The organism is Streptomyces sp. B1866, from assembly GCF_031932565.1.
GTDB lineage: Bacteria > Actinomycetota > Actinomycetes > Streptomycetales > Streptomycetaceae > Streptomyces.
Genome location: NZ_JAVSCF010000164.1, coordinates 1 through 14559 on the forward strand (window position 1 = coordinate 1; position 14559 = coordinate 14559).

11 protein-coding genes and 1 pseudogene are annotated in these 14559 nt (G+C 74.7%); 6 read left to right on the forward strand and 6 right to left on the reverse strand.

Going from position 1 to position 14559, the window contains the following annotated elements; genetic code table 11:
* Positions 1 to 123: 123 nt before the first annotated feature.
* On the forward strand, positions 124 to 654 hold the full coding sequence (locus tag RKE29_RS20195) for an adenine phosphoribosyltransferase (RefSeq protein ID WP_312006890.1): 531 nt from the start codon (positions 124 to 126) through the stop codon (positions 652 to 654).
* Between the two features lie 197 nt (positions 655 to 851).
* On the forward strand, positions 852 to 3374 hold the full coding sequence (locus RKE29_RS20200) for a bifunctional (p)ppGpp synthetase/guanosine-3',5'-bis(diphosphate) 3'-pyrophosphohydrolase (RefSeq protein WP_312006880.1): 2523 nt from the start codon (positions 852 to 854) through the stop codon (positions 3372 to 3374).
* A 120-nt stretch (positions 3375 to 3494) separates the two neighbouring features.
* Here RKE29_RS20200 and RKE29_RS20205 read toward each other — a convergent pair whose 3' ends face one another.
* Positions 3495 to 4724 carry a DUF349 domain-containing protein gene (locus RKE29_RS20205; protein ID WP_312006881.1) on the reverse strand — a complete coding sequence of 410 codons (1230 nt, stop codon included), beginning with the start codon at positions 4722 to 4724 and terminating at the stop codon, positions 3495 to 3497.
* Positions 4725 to 4951: 227 nt separating this feature from the next.
* Positions 4952 to 5821: a peptidylprolyl isomerase gene (locus tag RKE29_RS20210; protein WP_312006882.1), complete on the reverse strand. Its 870-nt coding sequence runs from the start codon at positions 5819 to 5821 to the stop codon at positions 4952 to 4954.
* A gap of 276 nt (positions 5822 to 6097) precedes the next feature.
* Between RKE29_RS20210 and RKE29_RS20215 the strand changes: the two genes are divergently transcribed.
* Together RKE29_RS20215 and hisS are read left to right on the forward strand one after the other, a co-directional pair.
* Positions 6098 to 6814, forward strand: coding sequence for an MBL fold metallo-hydrolase (locus RKE29_RS20215; RefSeq protein WP_312006883.1), 717 nt, complete (start codon positions 6098 to 6100; stop codon positions 6812 to 6814).
* An 11-nt stretch (positions 6815 to 6825) separates the two neighbouring features.
* Positions 6826 to 8085, forward strand: coding sequence for a histidine--tRNA ligase (hisS, locus tag RKE29_RS20220; protein ID WP_312006884.1), 1260 nt, complete (start codon positions 6826 to 6828; stop codon positions 8083 to 8085).
* 301 nt (positions 8086 to 8386) lie between these two features.
* Here hisS and RKE29_RS20225 read toward each other — a convergent pair whose 3' ends face one another.
* From RKE29_RS20225 to RKE29_RS20240, 4 genes and pseudogenes are all read right to left on the reverse strand, one after another.
* Positions 8387 to 9013, reverse strand: a complete 627-nt coding sequence (locus RKE29_RS20225) for a response regulator transcription factor (protein WP_312006885.1) — start codon at positions 9011 to 9013, stop codon at positions 8387 to 8389.
* Positions 9010 to 10275, reverse strand: a complete 1266-nt coding sequence (locus RKE29_RS20230) for a sensor histidine kinase (protein WP_312006886.1) — start codon at positions 10273 to 10275, stop codon at positions 9010 to 9012. Before RKE29_RS20230 ends, RKE29_RS20225 begins: the two co-directional genes overlap by 4 nt.
* Positions 10233 to 11102: an ABC transporter permease gene (locus tag RKE29_RS20235; RefSeq protein WP_312006887.1), complete on the reverse strand. Its 870-nt coding sequence runs from the start codon at positions 11100 to 11102 to the stop codon at positions 10233 to 10235. The genes RKE29_RS20230 and RKE29_RS20235 overlap by 43 nt, the downstream gene beginning before the upstream one ends.
* A gap of 197 nt (positions 11103 to 11299) precedes the next feature.
* Positions 11300 to 12151 (reverse strand): annotated as a pseudogene (locus RKE29_RS20240) (ABC transporter ATP-binding protein); the annotation flags it as partial.
* A 182-nt stretch (positions 12152 to 12333) separates the two neighbouring features.
* On the opposite strand from RKE29_RS20240, the gene RKE29_RS20245 reads away from it, so the two are divergent.
* Entirely contained in the window at positions 12334 to 12990 is a 657-nt protein-coding gene (locus RKE29_RS20245) for a vitamin K epoxide reductase family protein (RefSeq protein WP_312006888.1), read from the forward strand.
* Between the two features lie 104 nt (positions 12991 to 13094).
* The coding region (locus RKE29_RS20250; RefSeq protein ID WP_312006889.1) for a replication-associated recombination protein A at positions 13095 to 14559 on the forward strand (1465 nt) is incomplete at its 3' end.

A 14559-nucleotide genomic window follows, 5' to 3' on the forward strand; every position in this document is an offset into this window, starting at 1 on the left:
CGCCGCGCAGCGCCGCCAGCCCGCCTCCCGAGGCCGGGGCCGCGGCCGTCCCTCCGGGAAGCGCCGGTGAGCGCCGGGGCTCCCGCCGCCCCGGCCGGCGGCCTCGGCGGCGGCGCGCCGGACCTGCGCGCGCTGCTGCTCAGCCGGATCCACGACGTGCCGGACTACCCCAAGCCGGGCGTGCTGTTCAAGGACATCACCCCGCTGCTGGCCGACGCGGCCGCGTTCGCCGCGCTGACCGACGCGCTCGCCGAGCTGTGCCTGAGGCACCGGGCGACCAAGGTCGTCGGCCTGGAGGCGCGCGGCTTCATCCTGGCCGCCCCGGCGGCCGTCCGGGCCGGGCTCGGCTTCGTGCCCGTACGCAAGGCGGGCAAGCTGCCCGGCCCGACCCTGGGACAGGTGTACGACCTGGAGTACGGCTCCGCCGAGATCGAGCTGCACACCAACGCGCTCGACCCCGGCGACCGGGTGCTCGTCATCGACGACGTGCTCGCCACGGGCGGCACCGCCGAGGCGTCGCTGCGGCTGATACGCCGCGCGGGCGCCACGGTCGCGGGCCTGGCCGTGCTGCTCGAACTCGGCTTCCTGGACGGCCGCGGCCGGCTGCTGCCCACTCTCGACGGCGCCCCGCTGGAGGCACTGGTCACCCTCTGACCGCCCGCGGCGGCCGGCCCGCCCGCACCCGCCGGGCCGGTGAGCCCGCCACGGAAACGGGTACCCGCCCTTACGGACAACGGGTACCCGTACTGCGGCGCGCCCGCCAGGCCGTCGCCGGGACGCCGGGGGAGTGGCGGAATCGATACCATGGCAGTCTGGCCCCACCACGGGCCGGACTGCTCAGAGGAGTGCCCTTGCCAGACGAGGCCCACCCGCTCACCGCCCCGCACCCGGACGAGCCCGCCACCGCCCCGGGCCCGGCGGCGGCCGCGGACGCGCCCGGGGACGGCCCGGGTCCCGTGAAGGCCGGCCCCGACGCGCCGCAGGCGCCCCCCCGCGGCCAGGGCGCCGACCGCCCGGACGGCGCTCGGCCCGCCGCGCGCGCCGAGCGCCCCGCACCCGCCCCGCAGCCCCGTCCGGGCTCGTCCAACCGCGTACGGGCCCGCCTCGCGCGCCTGGGCGTCCAGCGCTCCAGCACGTACAACCCGGTCCTGGAACCCCTGCTGCGCATCGTCCGCGGCAACGACCCCAAGGCCGACGCCGCGTCCCTGCGCCGGATCGAGCGCGCCTACCAGGTCGCCGAGCGCTGGCACCGAGGCCAGAAGCGCAAGAGCGGCGACCCGTACATCACCCACCCCCTCGCGGTGACCACGATCCTCGCCGAGCTGGGTATGGATTCGGCCACTTTGATGGCGGGCCTGCTGCACGACACGGTCGAGGACACCGAGTACGGCCTCGACGCGCTGCGACGCGACTTCGGCGAGCAGGTGGCGCTGCTGGTCGACGGCGTGACCAAGCTGGACAAGATGAAGTTCGGCGAGGCGGCCCAGGCCGAAACCGTGCGCAAGATGGTCATCGCCATGGCCAGGGACCCGCGGGTGCTGGTCATCAAGCTCGCCGACCGCCTGCACAACATGCGCACCATGCGCTACCTCAAGCGCGAGAAGCAGGAGAAGAAGGCCCGCGAGACCCTGGAGATCTACGCCCCGCTGGCCCACCGGCTGGGCATGAACACCATCAAGTGGGAGCTGGAGGACCTGGCCTTCGCCATCCTCTACCCCAAGATGTACGACGAGATCGTCCGGCTGGTGGCCGAGCGGGCCCCCAAGCGCGACGAGTACCTGGCCGTCGTCACCGACCAGGTGCAGCAGGACCTGCGGGCCGCCCGCATCAAGGCCACCGTCACCGGCCGCCCGAAGCACTACTACTCCGTCTACCAGAAGATGATCGTGCGCGGCCGCGACTTCGCCGAGATCTACGACCTGGTGGGCATCCGGGTGCTGGTCGACACCGTCCGCGACTGCTACGCGGCGCTCGGGACCATCCACGCGCGGTGGAACCCGGTGCCGGGGCGGTTCAAGGACTACATCGCGATGCCCAAGTTCAACATGTACCAGTCGCTGCACACGACGGTCATCGGGCCCGGCGGCAAGCCGGTCGAGTTGCAGATCCGCACCTTCGACATGCACCGCCGCGCCGAGTACGGCATCGCCGCCCACTGGAAGTACAAGCAGGAGGCCGTCGCCGGCGCGTCCAAGGTCCGCACCGACGTGCCCCGCAGGCCCGGCCGGGGCGCCGAGACCGACACCGTCAACGACATGGCGTGGCTGCGGCAGCTGCTGGACTGGCAGAAGGAGACCGAGGACCCCGGCGAGTTCCTGGAGTCGCTGCGCTTCGACCTCTCGCGCAACGAGGTCTTCGTCTTCACCCCCAAGGGTGACGTCATAGCGCTGCCCGCCGGCGCCACGCCCGTCGACTTCGCCTACGCGGTGCACACCGAGGTCGGCCACCGCACCATAGGGGCGCGGGTCAACGGGCGGCTCGTACCGCTGGAGTCCACCCTCGACAACGGCGACCTGGTGGAGGTCTTCACCTCCAAGGCCGTCGGGGCCGGGCCCTCCCGGGACTGGCTGGGCTTCGTGAAGTCCCCGCGGGCCCGCAACAAGATCCGCGCGTGGTTCTCCAAGGAGCGCCGCGACGAGGCCATCGAGCAGGGCAAGGACGCCATCGTCCGGGCCATGCGCAAGCAGAACCTGCCGATCCAGCGCATTCTCACCGGCGACGCGCTGGTCACCCTCGCCCACGAGATGCGCTACCCGGACATCTCCGCGCTCTACGCGGCCATCGGCGAGGGCCACGTGTCCGCGCAGAGCGTCGTGGGCAAGCTCGTCCAGGCGATCGGCGGGGAGGAGGCCGCGGGCGAGGACCTCGCCGAGGCTCCGCCCAGCCGCCGCCGCGCCAAGCGCCGCGCGACCAGCGACCCGGGCGTGGTGGTCAAGGGCGCCGAGGACGTGTGGGTGAAGCTGGCCCGCTGCTGCACGCCGGTGCCCGGCGACCCCGTCATCGGCTTCGTCACCCGCGGCAGCGGCGTGTCCGTGCACCGAGCGGACTGCGTCAACGTGGACTCGCTGTCCCAGCAGCCCGAGCGCATCCTGGACGTCGAGTGGGCGCCGACCCAGTCGTCGGTGTTCCTCGTCGCCATCCAGGTCGAGGCGCTGGACCGCTCCCGCCTGCTGTCGGACGTCACGCGCGTGCTGTCCGACCAGCACGTCAACATCCTGTCCGCCGCCGTGCAGACCTCCCGCGACCGGGTGGCCACCTCCCGGTTCACCTTCGAGATGGGCGACCCCAAGCACCTCGGGCACGTCCTGAAGGCCGTGCGGAGCGTGGAAGGGGTCTACGACGTGTACCGGGTGACCTCGGCCCGCCAGCGGTGACCCGGCCTCCGGGCCGTGCGCCGGGCGTCGACCCGGGCCGTCAGGCCCGCGGGCGGCCAGTCGGCAGCGGACGGCCCGGCGCGGGCCGGGGTGGCGAATCCCCGGCCCCCGCCGCGGCCGTCAGCCGCCGAACTCCTGCAGGCCCTTCAGCGCCTGGTCCAGCAGCGCCTGCCGCCCGGCGAGCTCCTGCGCGAGCTTGTCCGCCTTGGCCTGGTTGCCCGCGGCCCGGGCCGCCTCGATCTGCGACCGCAGCCGGTCCACCGCGTCCTGCAGCTGCCCGGTCAGCCCCTCCGCGCGCGCCCGCGCCTCGGGGTTCGTACGCCGCCACTCGGCCTCCTCGGCCTCCTGGATGGCGCGCTCCACCGCGTGCAGCCGGCCCTCGATCTTCGGCCGGGCGTCCCGCGGCACGTGGCCGATGGCCTCCCAGCGCTCGTTGACCGAGCGGAACGCGGCGCGGGCGGCCTTCAGGTCCGACACCGGCAGCAGCTTCTCCGCCTCGGCGACCAGCTCCTCCTTGCGGGTGAGGTTCTCCCGCTGCTCGGCGTCCCGCTCCGCGAACACCTCGCCGCGCGCCTGGAAGAAGACGTCCTGCGCCCCGCGGAACCGGTTCCACAGGTCGTCCTCGGCGTCCCGCTGCGCCCGGCCCGCGGCCTTCCACTGGGCCATCAGCTCCCGGTAGCGGGCGGCCGTCGGGCCCCAGTCGGTGGAAGCCGACAGCGCCTCGGCCTCCGCGACCAGGCGCTCCTTGATCCTGCGGGCCTCCTCGCGCTGGGCGTCCAGCGCGGCGAAGTGCGCCTTGCGCCGCTTGGAGAACGCCGAGCGGGCGTGCGAGAAGCGGTGCCACAGCTCGTCGTCGGTCTTCCGGTCCAGCCGCGGCAGGCCCTTCCAGACGTCCACCAGCGCCCGCAGCCGCTCGCCCGCCGCCCGCCACTGCTCGCTGCTGGCCAGCTCCTCGGCCTCGGCGACCAGCGCCTCCTTGGCCTCCCGCGCCTCGTCGCTCTGCCGCGACCTGGCGGCCCTGCGCTCCTCGCGGCGCGCCGCCACCTCTCCCGACAGCTGGTCCAGCCGGGCGCGCAGCGCGTCGAGGTCGCCGACGGCGTGGTGCTCGTCGACCTGCTGCCGGATGTGCTCGACGGCCGCGGTGGCGTCCTTGGCCGACAGGTCGGTGGTGCGCACCCGCCGCTCCAGCAGGTCGATCTCCACGACCAGGCCCTCGTACTTGCGCTCGAAGTAGGCGAGGGCCTCCTCGGGGGAGCCCGCCTGCCACGACCCGACGACCTTCTCGCCCTCGGCCGTGCGCACGTACACGGTCCCCGTCTCGTCGACACGGCCCCACGAGTCGCTGCTCACAGCGCGCCTCCTCCACATGACACCGGGCGGGCGGCCGGCCCGCGGGCATCGTCCACAGTTTCTTACGGCCGGGCCGCGCCCTGGCCGGTTGTTCCCGGCTCAGGTCGCGCCCTGGCCGGTCCGCACAACGCCAACATAGGCGACCGGCGGCCCGGCTGTCCGTATCCCGCACGGCCGAAATTTCGCGGCCCGCACGTCAGGCGGCCCGCCCGGCCGGCGGGGCGCGGTCAGGACTTGGTGACCGTCGCCTTGTTGATCAGCACGGTGGCGTTCGGAGCGGTGTTCCCGGTGGTCGGGTCGGGCGGCGCCGCGCCCGCCTTCGCGATCTTCTGCAGCACGTCCATGCCGCCCTTGATCGTGCCGAAAGGCGTGTAGTTGGGCGGGAGCGGGCTGTCCTGGTAGACGAGGAAGAACTGGCTGCCGCCGGTGTTGCGGGTCTGCGGGTTCTGGCCGTCGTAGCGGTTGGCCATCGCGACCGTGCCGGCCGGGTAGACGTTGCCCTTGAGGCTGGGGTCCTTCAGGTTCTCGTCCGGGATGGTGTAGCCGGGGCCGCCCTGCCCGTTGCCCTGCGGGTCGCCGCACTGGAGCACGTAGATGCCCGCGTTCGTGTCGGTCAGCCGGTGGCATGTGGTGTGGTCGAAGAAGCCCTTCCCAGCGAGGAAGGCGAAGGAGTTCACCGTGTGCGGCGCCTGCCCGGCCTTCAGGGCGATCGAGATGTCGCCGCAGGTCGTCTGGAGTCCCAGGGTGTACGAGGCGGACTTGTCGATGGTGAGAGCCGGCTCCTTGGGCCACGACAGCTTCTTCGGCGAGCCCTTCGCCGCCTTCGCGCCCTCGGCGCACGGGTCCTGCGGCGAGCTCGCGGTGTCCTTCTTGTCGTCGCCGTCGTCCGACAGCACACCCGTGGCGGCCACGGCCCCGCCGCCGGCCAGGACCACCGCCAGGGTCGACGCGATCACCACGTTGCGCCGCCTGCCCGCGGTCCGCGCCGCCTCGCGCCGCTGCTGCTGCCGCAGGTACTTCTCCCGGGCGAGCTGCCGCCGCCGCTGCTCGTTGCTGGNCCGGGCGAGCTGCCGCCGCCGCTGCTCGTTGCTGGCCACCGGGTCGTCTCCTTCAGTGCCCTGGTCCTGCTGGTCTGGTCCTGCTGGTCTGGTCGTCCGCCGTCCGGGTCCGCCGTCCGGCGCGCCGCCGCGCACCCGCCGGGCGCCGTCCGGTCCGCGCGCCTGCGCCTGCCGGGCCGCGCTGCCGGGCCCCGGCCGGTGTGCGAGGGCTCTGCCGTACCGTATACGGGTTCGCTCCCGCGGGACGGCCGCGGGTACGCTTCGGATCTGCCGACCGTGTGTTTCGCCGGACGACTGACGACTTAGGGGACGATCGTGCTCGTTGCCGGGTTCCCCGCCGGGGCCTGGGGGACCAACTGCTACCTGGTCGCCCCCGCCGCCGGCGAGGAGTGCGTGATCATCGACCCGGGCCACCAGGCGGCCGAGGGCGTCCAGGAGACGCTGGCCAAGCACCGGCTCAAGCCCGTCGCCGTGGTCCTCACCCACGGCCACCTCGACCACGTCGCCTCCGTGGTGCCCGTCTGCGGCGCCCACGACGTGCCGGCCTGGATCCACCCCGCGGACCGCTACATGATGAGCGACCCGGAGAAGGCGCTCGGCAGGTCCATAGGGCTGCCGCTGCTCGGCGAGCTGACCGTGGGCGAGCCCGACGACGTCAAGGAGCTCACCGACGGCGCCACCCTGTCGCTGGCGGGCCTGGAGCTGACCGTGGCCCACGCGCCCGGGCATACCAAGGGGTCGGTGACCTTCCGGCTGCCCGAGCGGGCGGACATCCCGTCCGTGCTCTTCTCGGGCGACCTGCTGTTCGCCGGCTCCATCGGACGCACCGACCTGCCCGGCGGAGACCACGCCGAGATCCTGGAGTCGCTGGCACGCGTGTGCCTGCCGCTGGACGACTCGACCGTGGTGCTGGCGGGTCACGGCCCCCAGACCAGCATCGGCCGCGAGCGCGCCACCAACCCGTACCTGCGGCAGGTGGCCGCCGGCCTCGGAGACGCCGCACCGGCGCCGGCTCCGCGACGAGGAATGTGACGATTCACCCTGTGAGCACCTTTTCCGCCCCTCGGGGCACGTACGACCTGCTGCCCCCGGACTCCGCGACCTACCTCGCGGTGCGCGACGCCCTCGCCGCCCCGCTGCGCCGCGCCGGGTACGGCTACGCGGAGACCCCCGGGTTCGAGCACGTCGAGCTGTTCGCGCGCGGTGTCGGCGAGTCCACCGACATCGTGACCAAGGAGATGTACACGCTCACCACCAAGGGCGGCGACGAGCTGGCCCTGCGCCCGGAGGGCACGGCGTCCGTGCTGCGCGCGGCCCTGCAGGCCGGGCTGCACCGCTCCGGCGTGCCGGTCAAGCTGTGGTACTCCGGCTCGTACTACCGCTACGAGCGCCCGCAGAAGGGCCGTTACCGGCACTTCTCGCAGGTCGGCGCGGAGGCAGTCGGCGCCGAGGACCCGGCGCTCGACGCCGAGCTGATCGTGCTGGCGGTGGACGGCTACCGGTCGCTGGGCCTGCGCGGCTTCCGGCTGCTGCTGAACTCGCTGGGCGACACCGTGTGCCGCCCCGCCTACCGGGCCGCCCTCCAGGACTTCCTGCGCGGCCTGGACCTGGACGAGGAGACCAGGCGGCGCGTGGAGATCAACCCGCTGCGGGTGCTGGACGACAAGCGCGCGTCCGTCACCGAGCGGCTGGCCGCGGCCCCGCTGCTGCGCGACCACCTGTGCGAGGCGTGCAAGACCTACCACGAGCAGGTCAGGGAGCTGCTGACCGCGGCCGGCGTCGCCTTCGAGGACGACCCGCGGCTGGTGCGCGGCCTGGACTACTACACGCGCACGACCTTCGAGTTCGTCCACGACGGGCTCGGCGCGCAGTCGGCCGTCGGCGGCGGCGGCCGCTACGACGGCCTGTCGGAGCAGCTCGGCGGCCCGCCCCTGCCCTCCGTCGGCTGGGCGCTCGGCGTGGACCGCACGGTGCTGGCCCTCCAGGCAGAGGGCGTCGCCCTCGGCCTGCCGACGGCCACCGAGGTCTTCGCGGTGCCGCTGGGAGAGGAGGCGCGGCGGGCGCTGTTCGAGGCGGTCACCGAGCTGCGCCGGGCGGGCGTCGCGGCCGACTTCGCCTACGGCGGCAAGGGCGTCAAGGCCGCCATGAAGGCCGCCAACCGGTCCGGCGCGCGGCTCGCGGTCATCGCGGGCGAGCGCGACCTGGCCGAGGGCGTCGTGCAGCTGAAGGACCTCGTCAGCGGCGAGCAGGCGCCGGTCCGGCTCGGCGAGCTGGTCGCCGGGGTCCGCGCGGCCCTCGCCTGACGCCGGTTCCGCGCGGCCCCGCCTTCGTACGGCCGTACGAAGCGGCGCCGCGACCCGCACCCGGAGGGGCCGGTCACCGGGCCCGTCGGTGCTGCCTGGCACCCTCGCACGGGCCTGCGGCCCTCGCCCGGCGGTGATCCGCGCGGACCCCGGGCAGTGACCTGGCACGGCTCTGCGGGGCACGCGCCGCCGCGAGCGGCACCCGGGGCCCGCGGCCGGTGCGACCCGGCGTACGGGCCACGCGGCGCCCGGCCCGTACGCCGGGCGCCCGCTCCCGCCCTGCAAGCCGGGTGCCCGCCCGTCAGCCGCCCAGCAGGCCGTGCCGCATCGCGCTGGTCACCGCCGCCGTGCGGTCCGTGACGCCCAGCTTGCCGAAGATCCGCAGCAGGTGGGTCTTCACGGTCGACTCGCCGATGAACAGCCGCCGCCCGATGTCCGCGTTCGTCAGGCCCTCGGCGACCAGCCGCAGCACGGCCGTCTCCCGCTCGGACAGCCGCGGCCGCTCCGGCCGCTCCCGCAGCCGGTCCACCAGCCGGGCGGCGACCGACGGCGCCAGCACCGTCTCGCCGCGCGCGGCGGCCCGCACCGCGTCGGCCAGCTCGGCGCGCGCCAGGTCCTTGAGCAGATAGCCGGCGGCCCCCGCCTCCACGGCCCGCAGGATGTCGCCGTCCGTCTCGTACGTGGTCAGCACGATCACCCGGCACGGCAGCCCGGCCGCGGTCATCCGGGCTATCGACTCCACGCCGCCGCCGTCGGGCATCCGCAGGTCCATCAGCACGATGTCGGGCCGCAGCCGCGCGCTCAGCGCCTCCGCCTGCGGCCCGCTGGACGCCTCGCCGACCACCTCCAGGTCCGGCTCGGCGCCGAGCATGCCGCGCAGCCCCTCCCGCACCACCGGGTGGTCGTCGGCCAGCAGAATCGTGATCACGAGGCGCTCCTCACCTGGGCCGGGGACCGTACGGGCAGGGTGACCGTCACCGCCGTGCCCCGGCCCGGTCCGCTGGCCACCTCGGCCGTGCCGCCCACCTCGGCGGTCCGCGCGCGCAGGCCCGCCAGGCCGTACCCGCCGTGCGCGGCCGCCGGGTCGAAGCCGCGGCCGGTGTCCCGGACGGCGACGCGCAGCGCGTCCGGCCCGTACGCCAGCGCGATCTCCACGGCGGCCCCGGGGCCCGCGTGCCGCCGGACGTTGGCCAGCGCCTCCTGGCAGGCGCGCAGCGCCACCACCTCCAGCGCCGGCGGCAGGGCGCGGACCTGGCCCGACACCTCCAGCGAGGCGGGCGCGCCCGCCTGCTCGCGGTGGCGCTCGGCCAGTCGGCCCACGGCGTCCGGCAGCGAGCCGCCGTCCAGGTCGGCGGGGGCCGAGCCGGCGACCAGGGCGCGGGCGTCGGCCAGGTTCTCCCGGGCCGTACGGGCCATCAGGTCCAGGTGCCGGTGCGCCAGCGCCGGGTCCCGCTCGAACTCCGACTGGACGGCCTGCACCAGCATCAGCAGGCTCGTGAAGCCCTGCGCGAGCGTGTCGTGGATCTCCCGGGACAGCCGCTCCCGCTCGGCCAGCGCGCCGTGGGCGGCGGACAGCCGGGCGACGTCCTCGCGGCTGGACTCCAGCTCGGCGATCAGCACGGCCCGCTCCCGGCTCTGCTCGACGACCAGGATGATCCAGTTTCCGAACACCACCGAGAACGCCAGCGAGACCAGGGCGAACAGGAAGCTGGAGAACAGGTCGCCGGTCGGGCGCGGCTCCACCAGCGCCCAGGCCACGACCGGCGCCACGTTGACGACGGCGGCCGCGGCCAGCGCCCAGCGCATCCGCAGCAGCATGAAGCACTGCGGGACGAGCGCGAAGGTGGCGATCCGGGTCTCGCCCACGATCGCCGAGGGCACCAGGAACAGCAGCACCGCGACGGCCACGTACACCGCCGAGCGCCGCTCGTCCGTGCCCTCGGTGCGCACCAGGCGGCGGCCCACGCACCAGTACCAGGGCGCGGTCGCGGCGAACAGCGCCAGCGCGACCGCGCGCGGGCCGCGCCCGGGATCCGACGCGGCCGCCACGAACGCCATGGTCACGACGAAGACCACGGCGAAGTAGCCGTCCCAGCGCGCGTACACCGGATGGGCGACCCCGGGCTCGCGCGGCCCGGGGCGGCCGGTCAGCCGTCGTCGCGGCTCTTCCAGCGGAAGGTCAGCAGGCACAGGACCAATCCTCCGACGCACCACGCGCCCAGCACCAGCGCGATCCGCCCGTACTCCCAGCTTCCCGCCTGCTCCAGCACGGCGGCCCGCTCCGGCAGGAACACCCCGCGGAACCCCTGGCACATCCACTTCAGCGGGAACAGCGCGCCCAGGTTCAGCATCCAGTCCGGCACCGTCGCGACCGAGATGTACACGCCCGAGACGAACTGCAGGACCAGGAACGGCAGGATGACCACCGACGTGGCGCCGCGCCCCGAGCGCGCCACGCTGCTGATGGCGATGCCCAGCAGCGCGCAGGCGGTGATGCCCAGCGCGAAGACCCAGGCGAACGTCAGCCACTTGCCCGCGCCGCCCGGCAGGTCCAGGTCGAAGAACGCCGCGCCGACCACCAGCAGCAGGGCCGTCTCCGCGACCCCGGTGACCAGGACCAGCCACAGCTTGCCCAGGAAGTACGAGGCCGGGGGCATCGGCGTGCCGCGCAGCCGGCGCAGCACCTTCTCGTCCCGCTCGACGGCGATCGAGGTGCCCAGCGACTGGAAGCTGGTCGACATCACGCCCGCGGCGATCATCGCCGCCGCGTACAGCTGCGACGCGGTCACGCCCGAGCCCTCCACGTCGTCGCGGAAGATCGAGGCGAACAGCACCAGGAAGACGATCGGGAAGGCGAAGGTGAAGATCACCTGTTCGCGCTGGCGGAAGAACTGCCGGATCTCCAGCGCGCCGCGGCGCAGGCCCAGGGACCAGGCACCCGGCAGCGGCCGGGCCGCGGGGGCCGCGGCCCGGCCCGGCGCGGCGGCGGTCTCGGTGGTGGTCTCGGTGGTGGTCATGGCGTGGCGATCTCCTGTCCGTGCCGGATCTTCTGCTGGTCGCGGCCGTCGCCGTGGTGGTGGTGGCCGGGCCCGGCACCGGGGCCCGGGTCCGGGGACCCCGCCGCGGCGGACCGCCCGTCCGGCTGCTCGCCCGGCTGCCCGTCCGGCTGCCCGTCCGGCTGCCCGTCCACCGGCGCGGACGTCCGTCCGTCCGGCCGTTCGTCCAACTGGCCGGTCAGCCGCAGGTAGACGTCCTCCAGCGTGGGGCGGGTGACGGCCAGTCCCGGGATCTCCCCGTCGAAGCGGCGCATGAGGCCCGCGACCGTGCGGGTGGGCGTGCCGGTCTCCTCGGCGCGCCGGGCGCCGTCCGGCTCCGTCCAGCGCACCGTGGCCCGGCCACCGTGCCGCTCGCGCAGCTCGGCGGGCGTGCCCTGGGCGACGATCCGGCCGGCCGAGACGACCGCCAGCCGGTGCGCCAGCGCCTCCGCCTCGTCCAGGTAGTGGGTGGTCAGCAGGATCGTCGTGCCCTCGTCGGCGAGCCGCCGGATCAGCTCCCAGAAGCGCCGCCGCGCGGCCGGGTCGAAGCCGGTCGTCGGCTCGTCCAGCAGCAGCAGCTCCGGGGCGCCGATCACGCCCAGGGCCACGTCCAGGCGGCGCCGCTGGCCGCCGGACAGCCCCTTGACCCTGCTGCCCGCCTTCCCGGCCAGGCCCACCAGCTCGATGACCTCGCCGGGGTCGCGGGGCCGGGGGTAGTAGCCTGCGAAGTGCCGCACCACCTCCCCGACCGTCAACTCGGCGGGCGCGGATTCGTCCTGCCAGACGATTCCCACGCGCGAGCGCCACCGGCGCCCCGCCCGCGCCGGGTCCTCGCCGAGCACCGACACCTCGCCGCCGTCGCGGGACCGGTGGCCCTGGACGATCTCCACCGTCGTGCTCTTGCCCGCCCCGTTGGGACCGAGCAGACCGAACACCTCACCGCGCCGAATTCCCAGGTCAAGGCCGTCCAGCGCGGTGACCGCGCCGTAGCGTTTGCGCAGCCCCCGGATGTGCACCACTTCGTTCGCCATACCGTCGAGCCTCGCGCCGCGCGGCGCCCGCCGGGACGACCGGGCGGTCATCCTTATGTCCACCGAACGGTTGACACAGCAGGATGGCCGGCTGGTACGAGGAGGCGGTGCGACCGGGTGCGGGTGGGGCACAATGGCCGTGCCCGTGACACCAGGCGACTTCGGGAGCGACGGACGGCGATATGGCGACGACAGTGGCGGACGGCGTGGACGCGGACCAGGTGCCGGCCGGCGCGCGGGACTCGGTCGGCGCGGGGCGGGCCTTCGGCCTGCTGCTCGTGATCACCGGGGCGCTCGGCCTGCTCGCCGCCTGGGTCATCACGATCGACAAGAACCACATCCTGGAGGCCAAGGCCAGGGGCGAGAGCTACACCCCCGGGTGCAGCCTCAACCCCATCGTCTCCTGCGGCAACATCATGGAGAGCGACCAGGCCCAGGCGTTCGGCTTCCCGAACCCGATGATGGGCCTGGTGGCGTACGGCATCGTGATCTGCGTCGGCATGTCGCTGCTCGCCGGGGCGCGCTTCCCGCGCTGGTACTGGCTGACGTTCAACGCGGGCTGCCTGTTCGGCGTCGGCTTCTGCACCTGGCTGCAGTACCAGTCGCTGTACGTCATCGGCTCGCTGTGCCTGTGGTGCTGCCTCGCGTGGGCCGCCACCATCGTGATGTTCTGCTACGTGACCGGCTACAACATCAAGCACGGGTTCCTGCCGGTGCCCGGCGCGGTGCGGCGCGGGCTGCTGGAGTTCCACTGGGTGGTGCCGGTGCTGTGGATCGCCGTCATCGGCATGCTGATCCTCACCCGGTGGTGGGACTTCTGGACCACCGGCCAGGCCTGACCGGACCCCGGCGCGGCCGCCCGCGCGCCGCGCGCCGGTGCGCAGCCCGCCCGCCCGGCGCCGGATCCCCGGGCGCTGTCAGCGGGGTGGCTTAGGCTTTCCGGGTGGAGCCAGACCTGTTCACCGCCGCCGCCGAGGACCGCGCGGAGAAGGACCCTGCCGCCCGCCCGCTGGCCGTGCGGATGCGGCCGCGCTCCCTCGACGAGGTCGTCGGCCAGCGGCACCTGCTCGGCCCCGGATCGCCGCTGCGCAGGCTCAGCGACGGCGCGCAGGCCGGCGCCGGGCCGGCCGGACCGGCCTCGGTGATCCTGTGGGGCCCGCCCGGCACCGGCAAGACCACCCTGGCGTACGTCGTCAGCCAGGCCACCGACCGGCGCTTCGTGGAGCTGTCCGCCATCACCGCCGGGGTCAAGGAGGTCCGGGCCGTCATCGACGGCGCCCGCCGCTCCTCCGGCGCGTACGGCAAGGACACCGTCCTGTTCCTGGACGAGATCCACCGCTTCAGCAAGGCCCAGCAGGACTCCCTGCTGCCCGCCGTGGAGAACCGCTGGGTGACCCTGGTCGCCGCCACCACGGAGAACCCGTACTTCTCGGTGATCTCGCCGCTGCTGTCCCGCTCCCTGCTGCTGACGCTGGAGCCGCTGACCGACGACGACCTGCGCGGGCTGCTGCGCCGCGCGGTCGCCGACGAGCGGGGGCTGGCCGGCGCGGTCGCCCTGCCCGAGGAGGCCGAGGACCACCTGCTGCGGATGGCGGGCGGCGACGCCCGGCGGGCGCTGACCGCGCTGGAGGCGGGCGCGGGCGCGGCCCTGGCCAAGGGCGAGCGGGAGATCGCGCTCGGCACCCTGGAGGAGGCCGTCGACCGGGCCGCGGTGGCCTACGACCGCGCCGGCGACCAGCACTACGACGTGGCCAGCGCGCTCATCAAGTCCGTCCGCGGCTCGGACGTGGACGCGGCGCTGCACTACCTCGCCCGGATGATCGAGGCGGGCGAGGACCCGCGGTTCATCGCGCGCCGCCTGATGATCCTGGCCAGCGAGGACATCGGCATGGCCGACCCGACGGCCCTGCAGACGGCCGTGGCCGCCGCCCAGGCCGTGGCGCTGATCGGCTTCCCCGAGGCCGCCCTCACCCTCGGCCAGGCCACGGTCGCCCTCGCGCTGGCCCCGAAGTCCAACGCCGTCACGCGCGCCGTCGGCGCCGCGCTCGCCGACGTGCGCGCGGGCCTGGCCGGACCGGTGCCGCCGCACCTGCGCGACGGCCACTACCAGGGCGCGCGCACCCTGGGCCACGCCCAGGGCTACCTCTACCCGCACGACCTGCCCGGCGGCGTCGCCGCCCAGCGGTACGCGCCGGAGAAGCTGCACGGCCGGCGGTACTACGAGCCCACGCGCTACGGGGCCGAGGCGCGGTACGCGGACGTGGTCGAGCGGGTGCGCGCCCGGCTGCGCGGCGAGCCGCCGCCCTCCTCCGCGCCGCCGCCCTCCGCGGCCCCGCCGGGCCGGGAGCCCGCGCCACCGGCCTCCGGCCCGGCCAGGCGGGAGCGTCCGGCGCCTCCGCGGACGGAGA

What these genes read in the sequence shown, in the direction of transcription:
- RKE29_RS20245 (WP_312006888.1), top strand. Translation starts at nt 12,334, where the DNA reads ATGGCGACGACAGTGGCGGACGGCGTGGACGCGGACCAGGTGCCGGCC.
- RKE29_RS20235 (WP_312006887.1), bottom strand. Translation starts at nt 11,102, where the DNA reads ATGACCACCACCGAGACCACCACCGAGACCGCCGCCGCGCCGGGCCGG.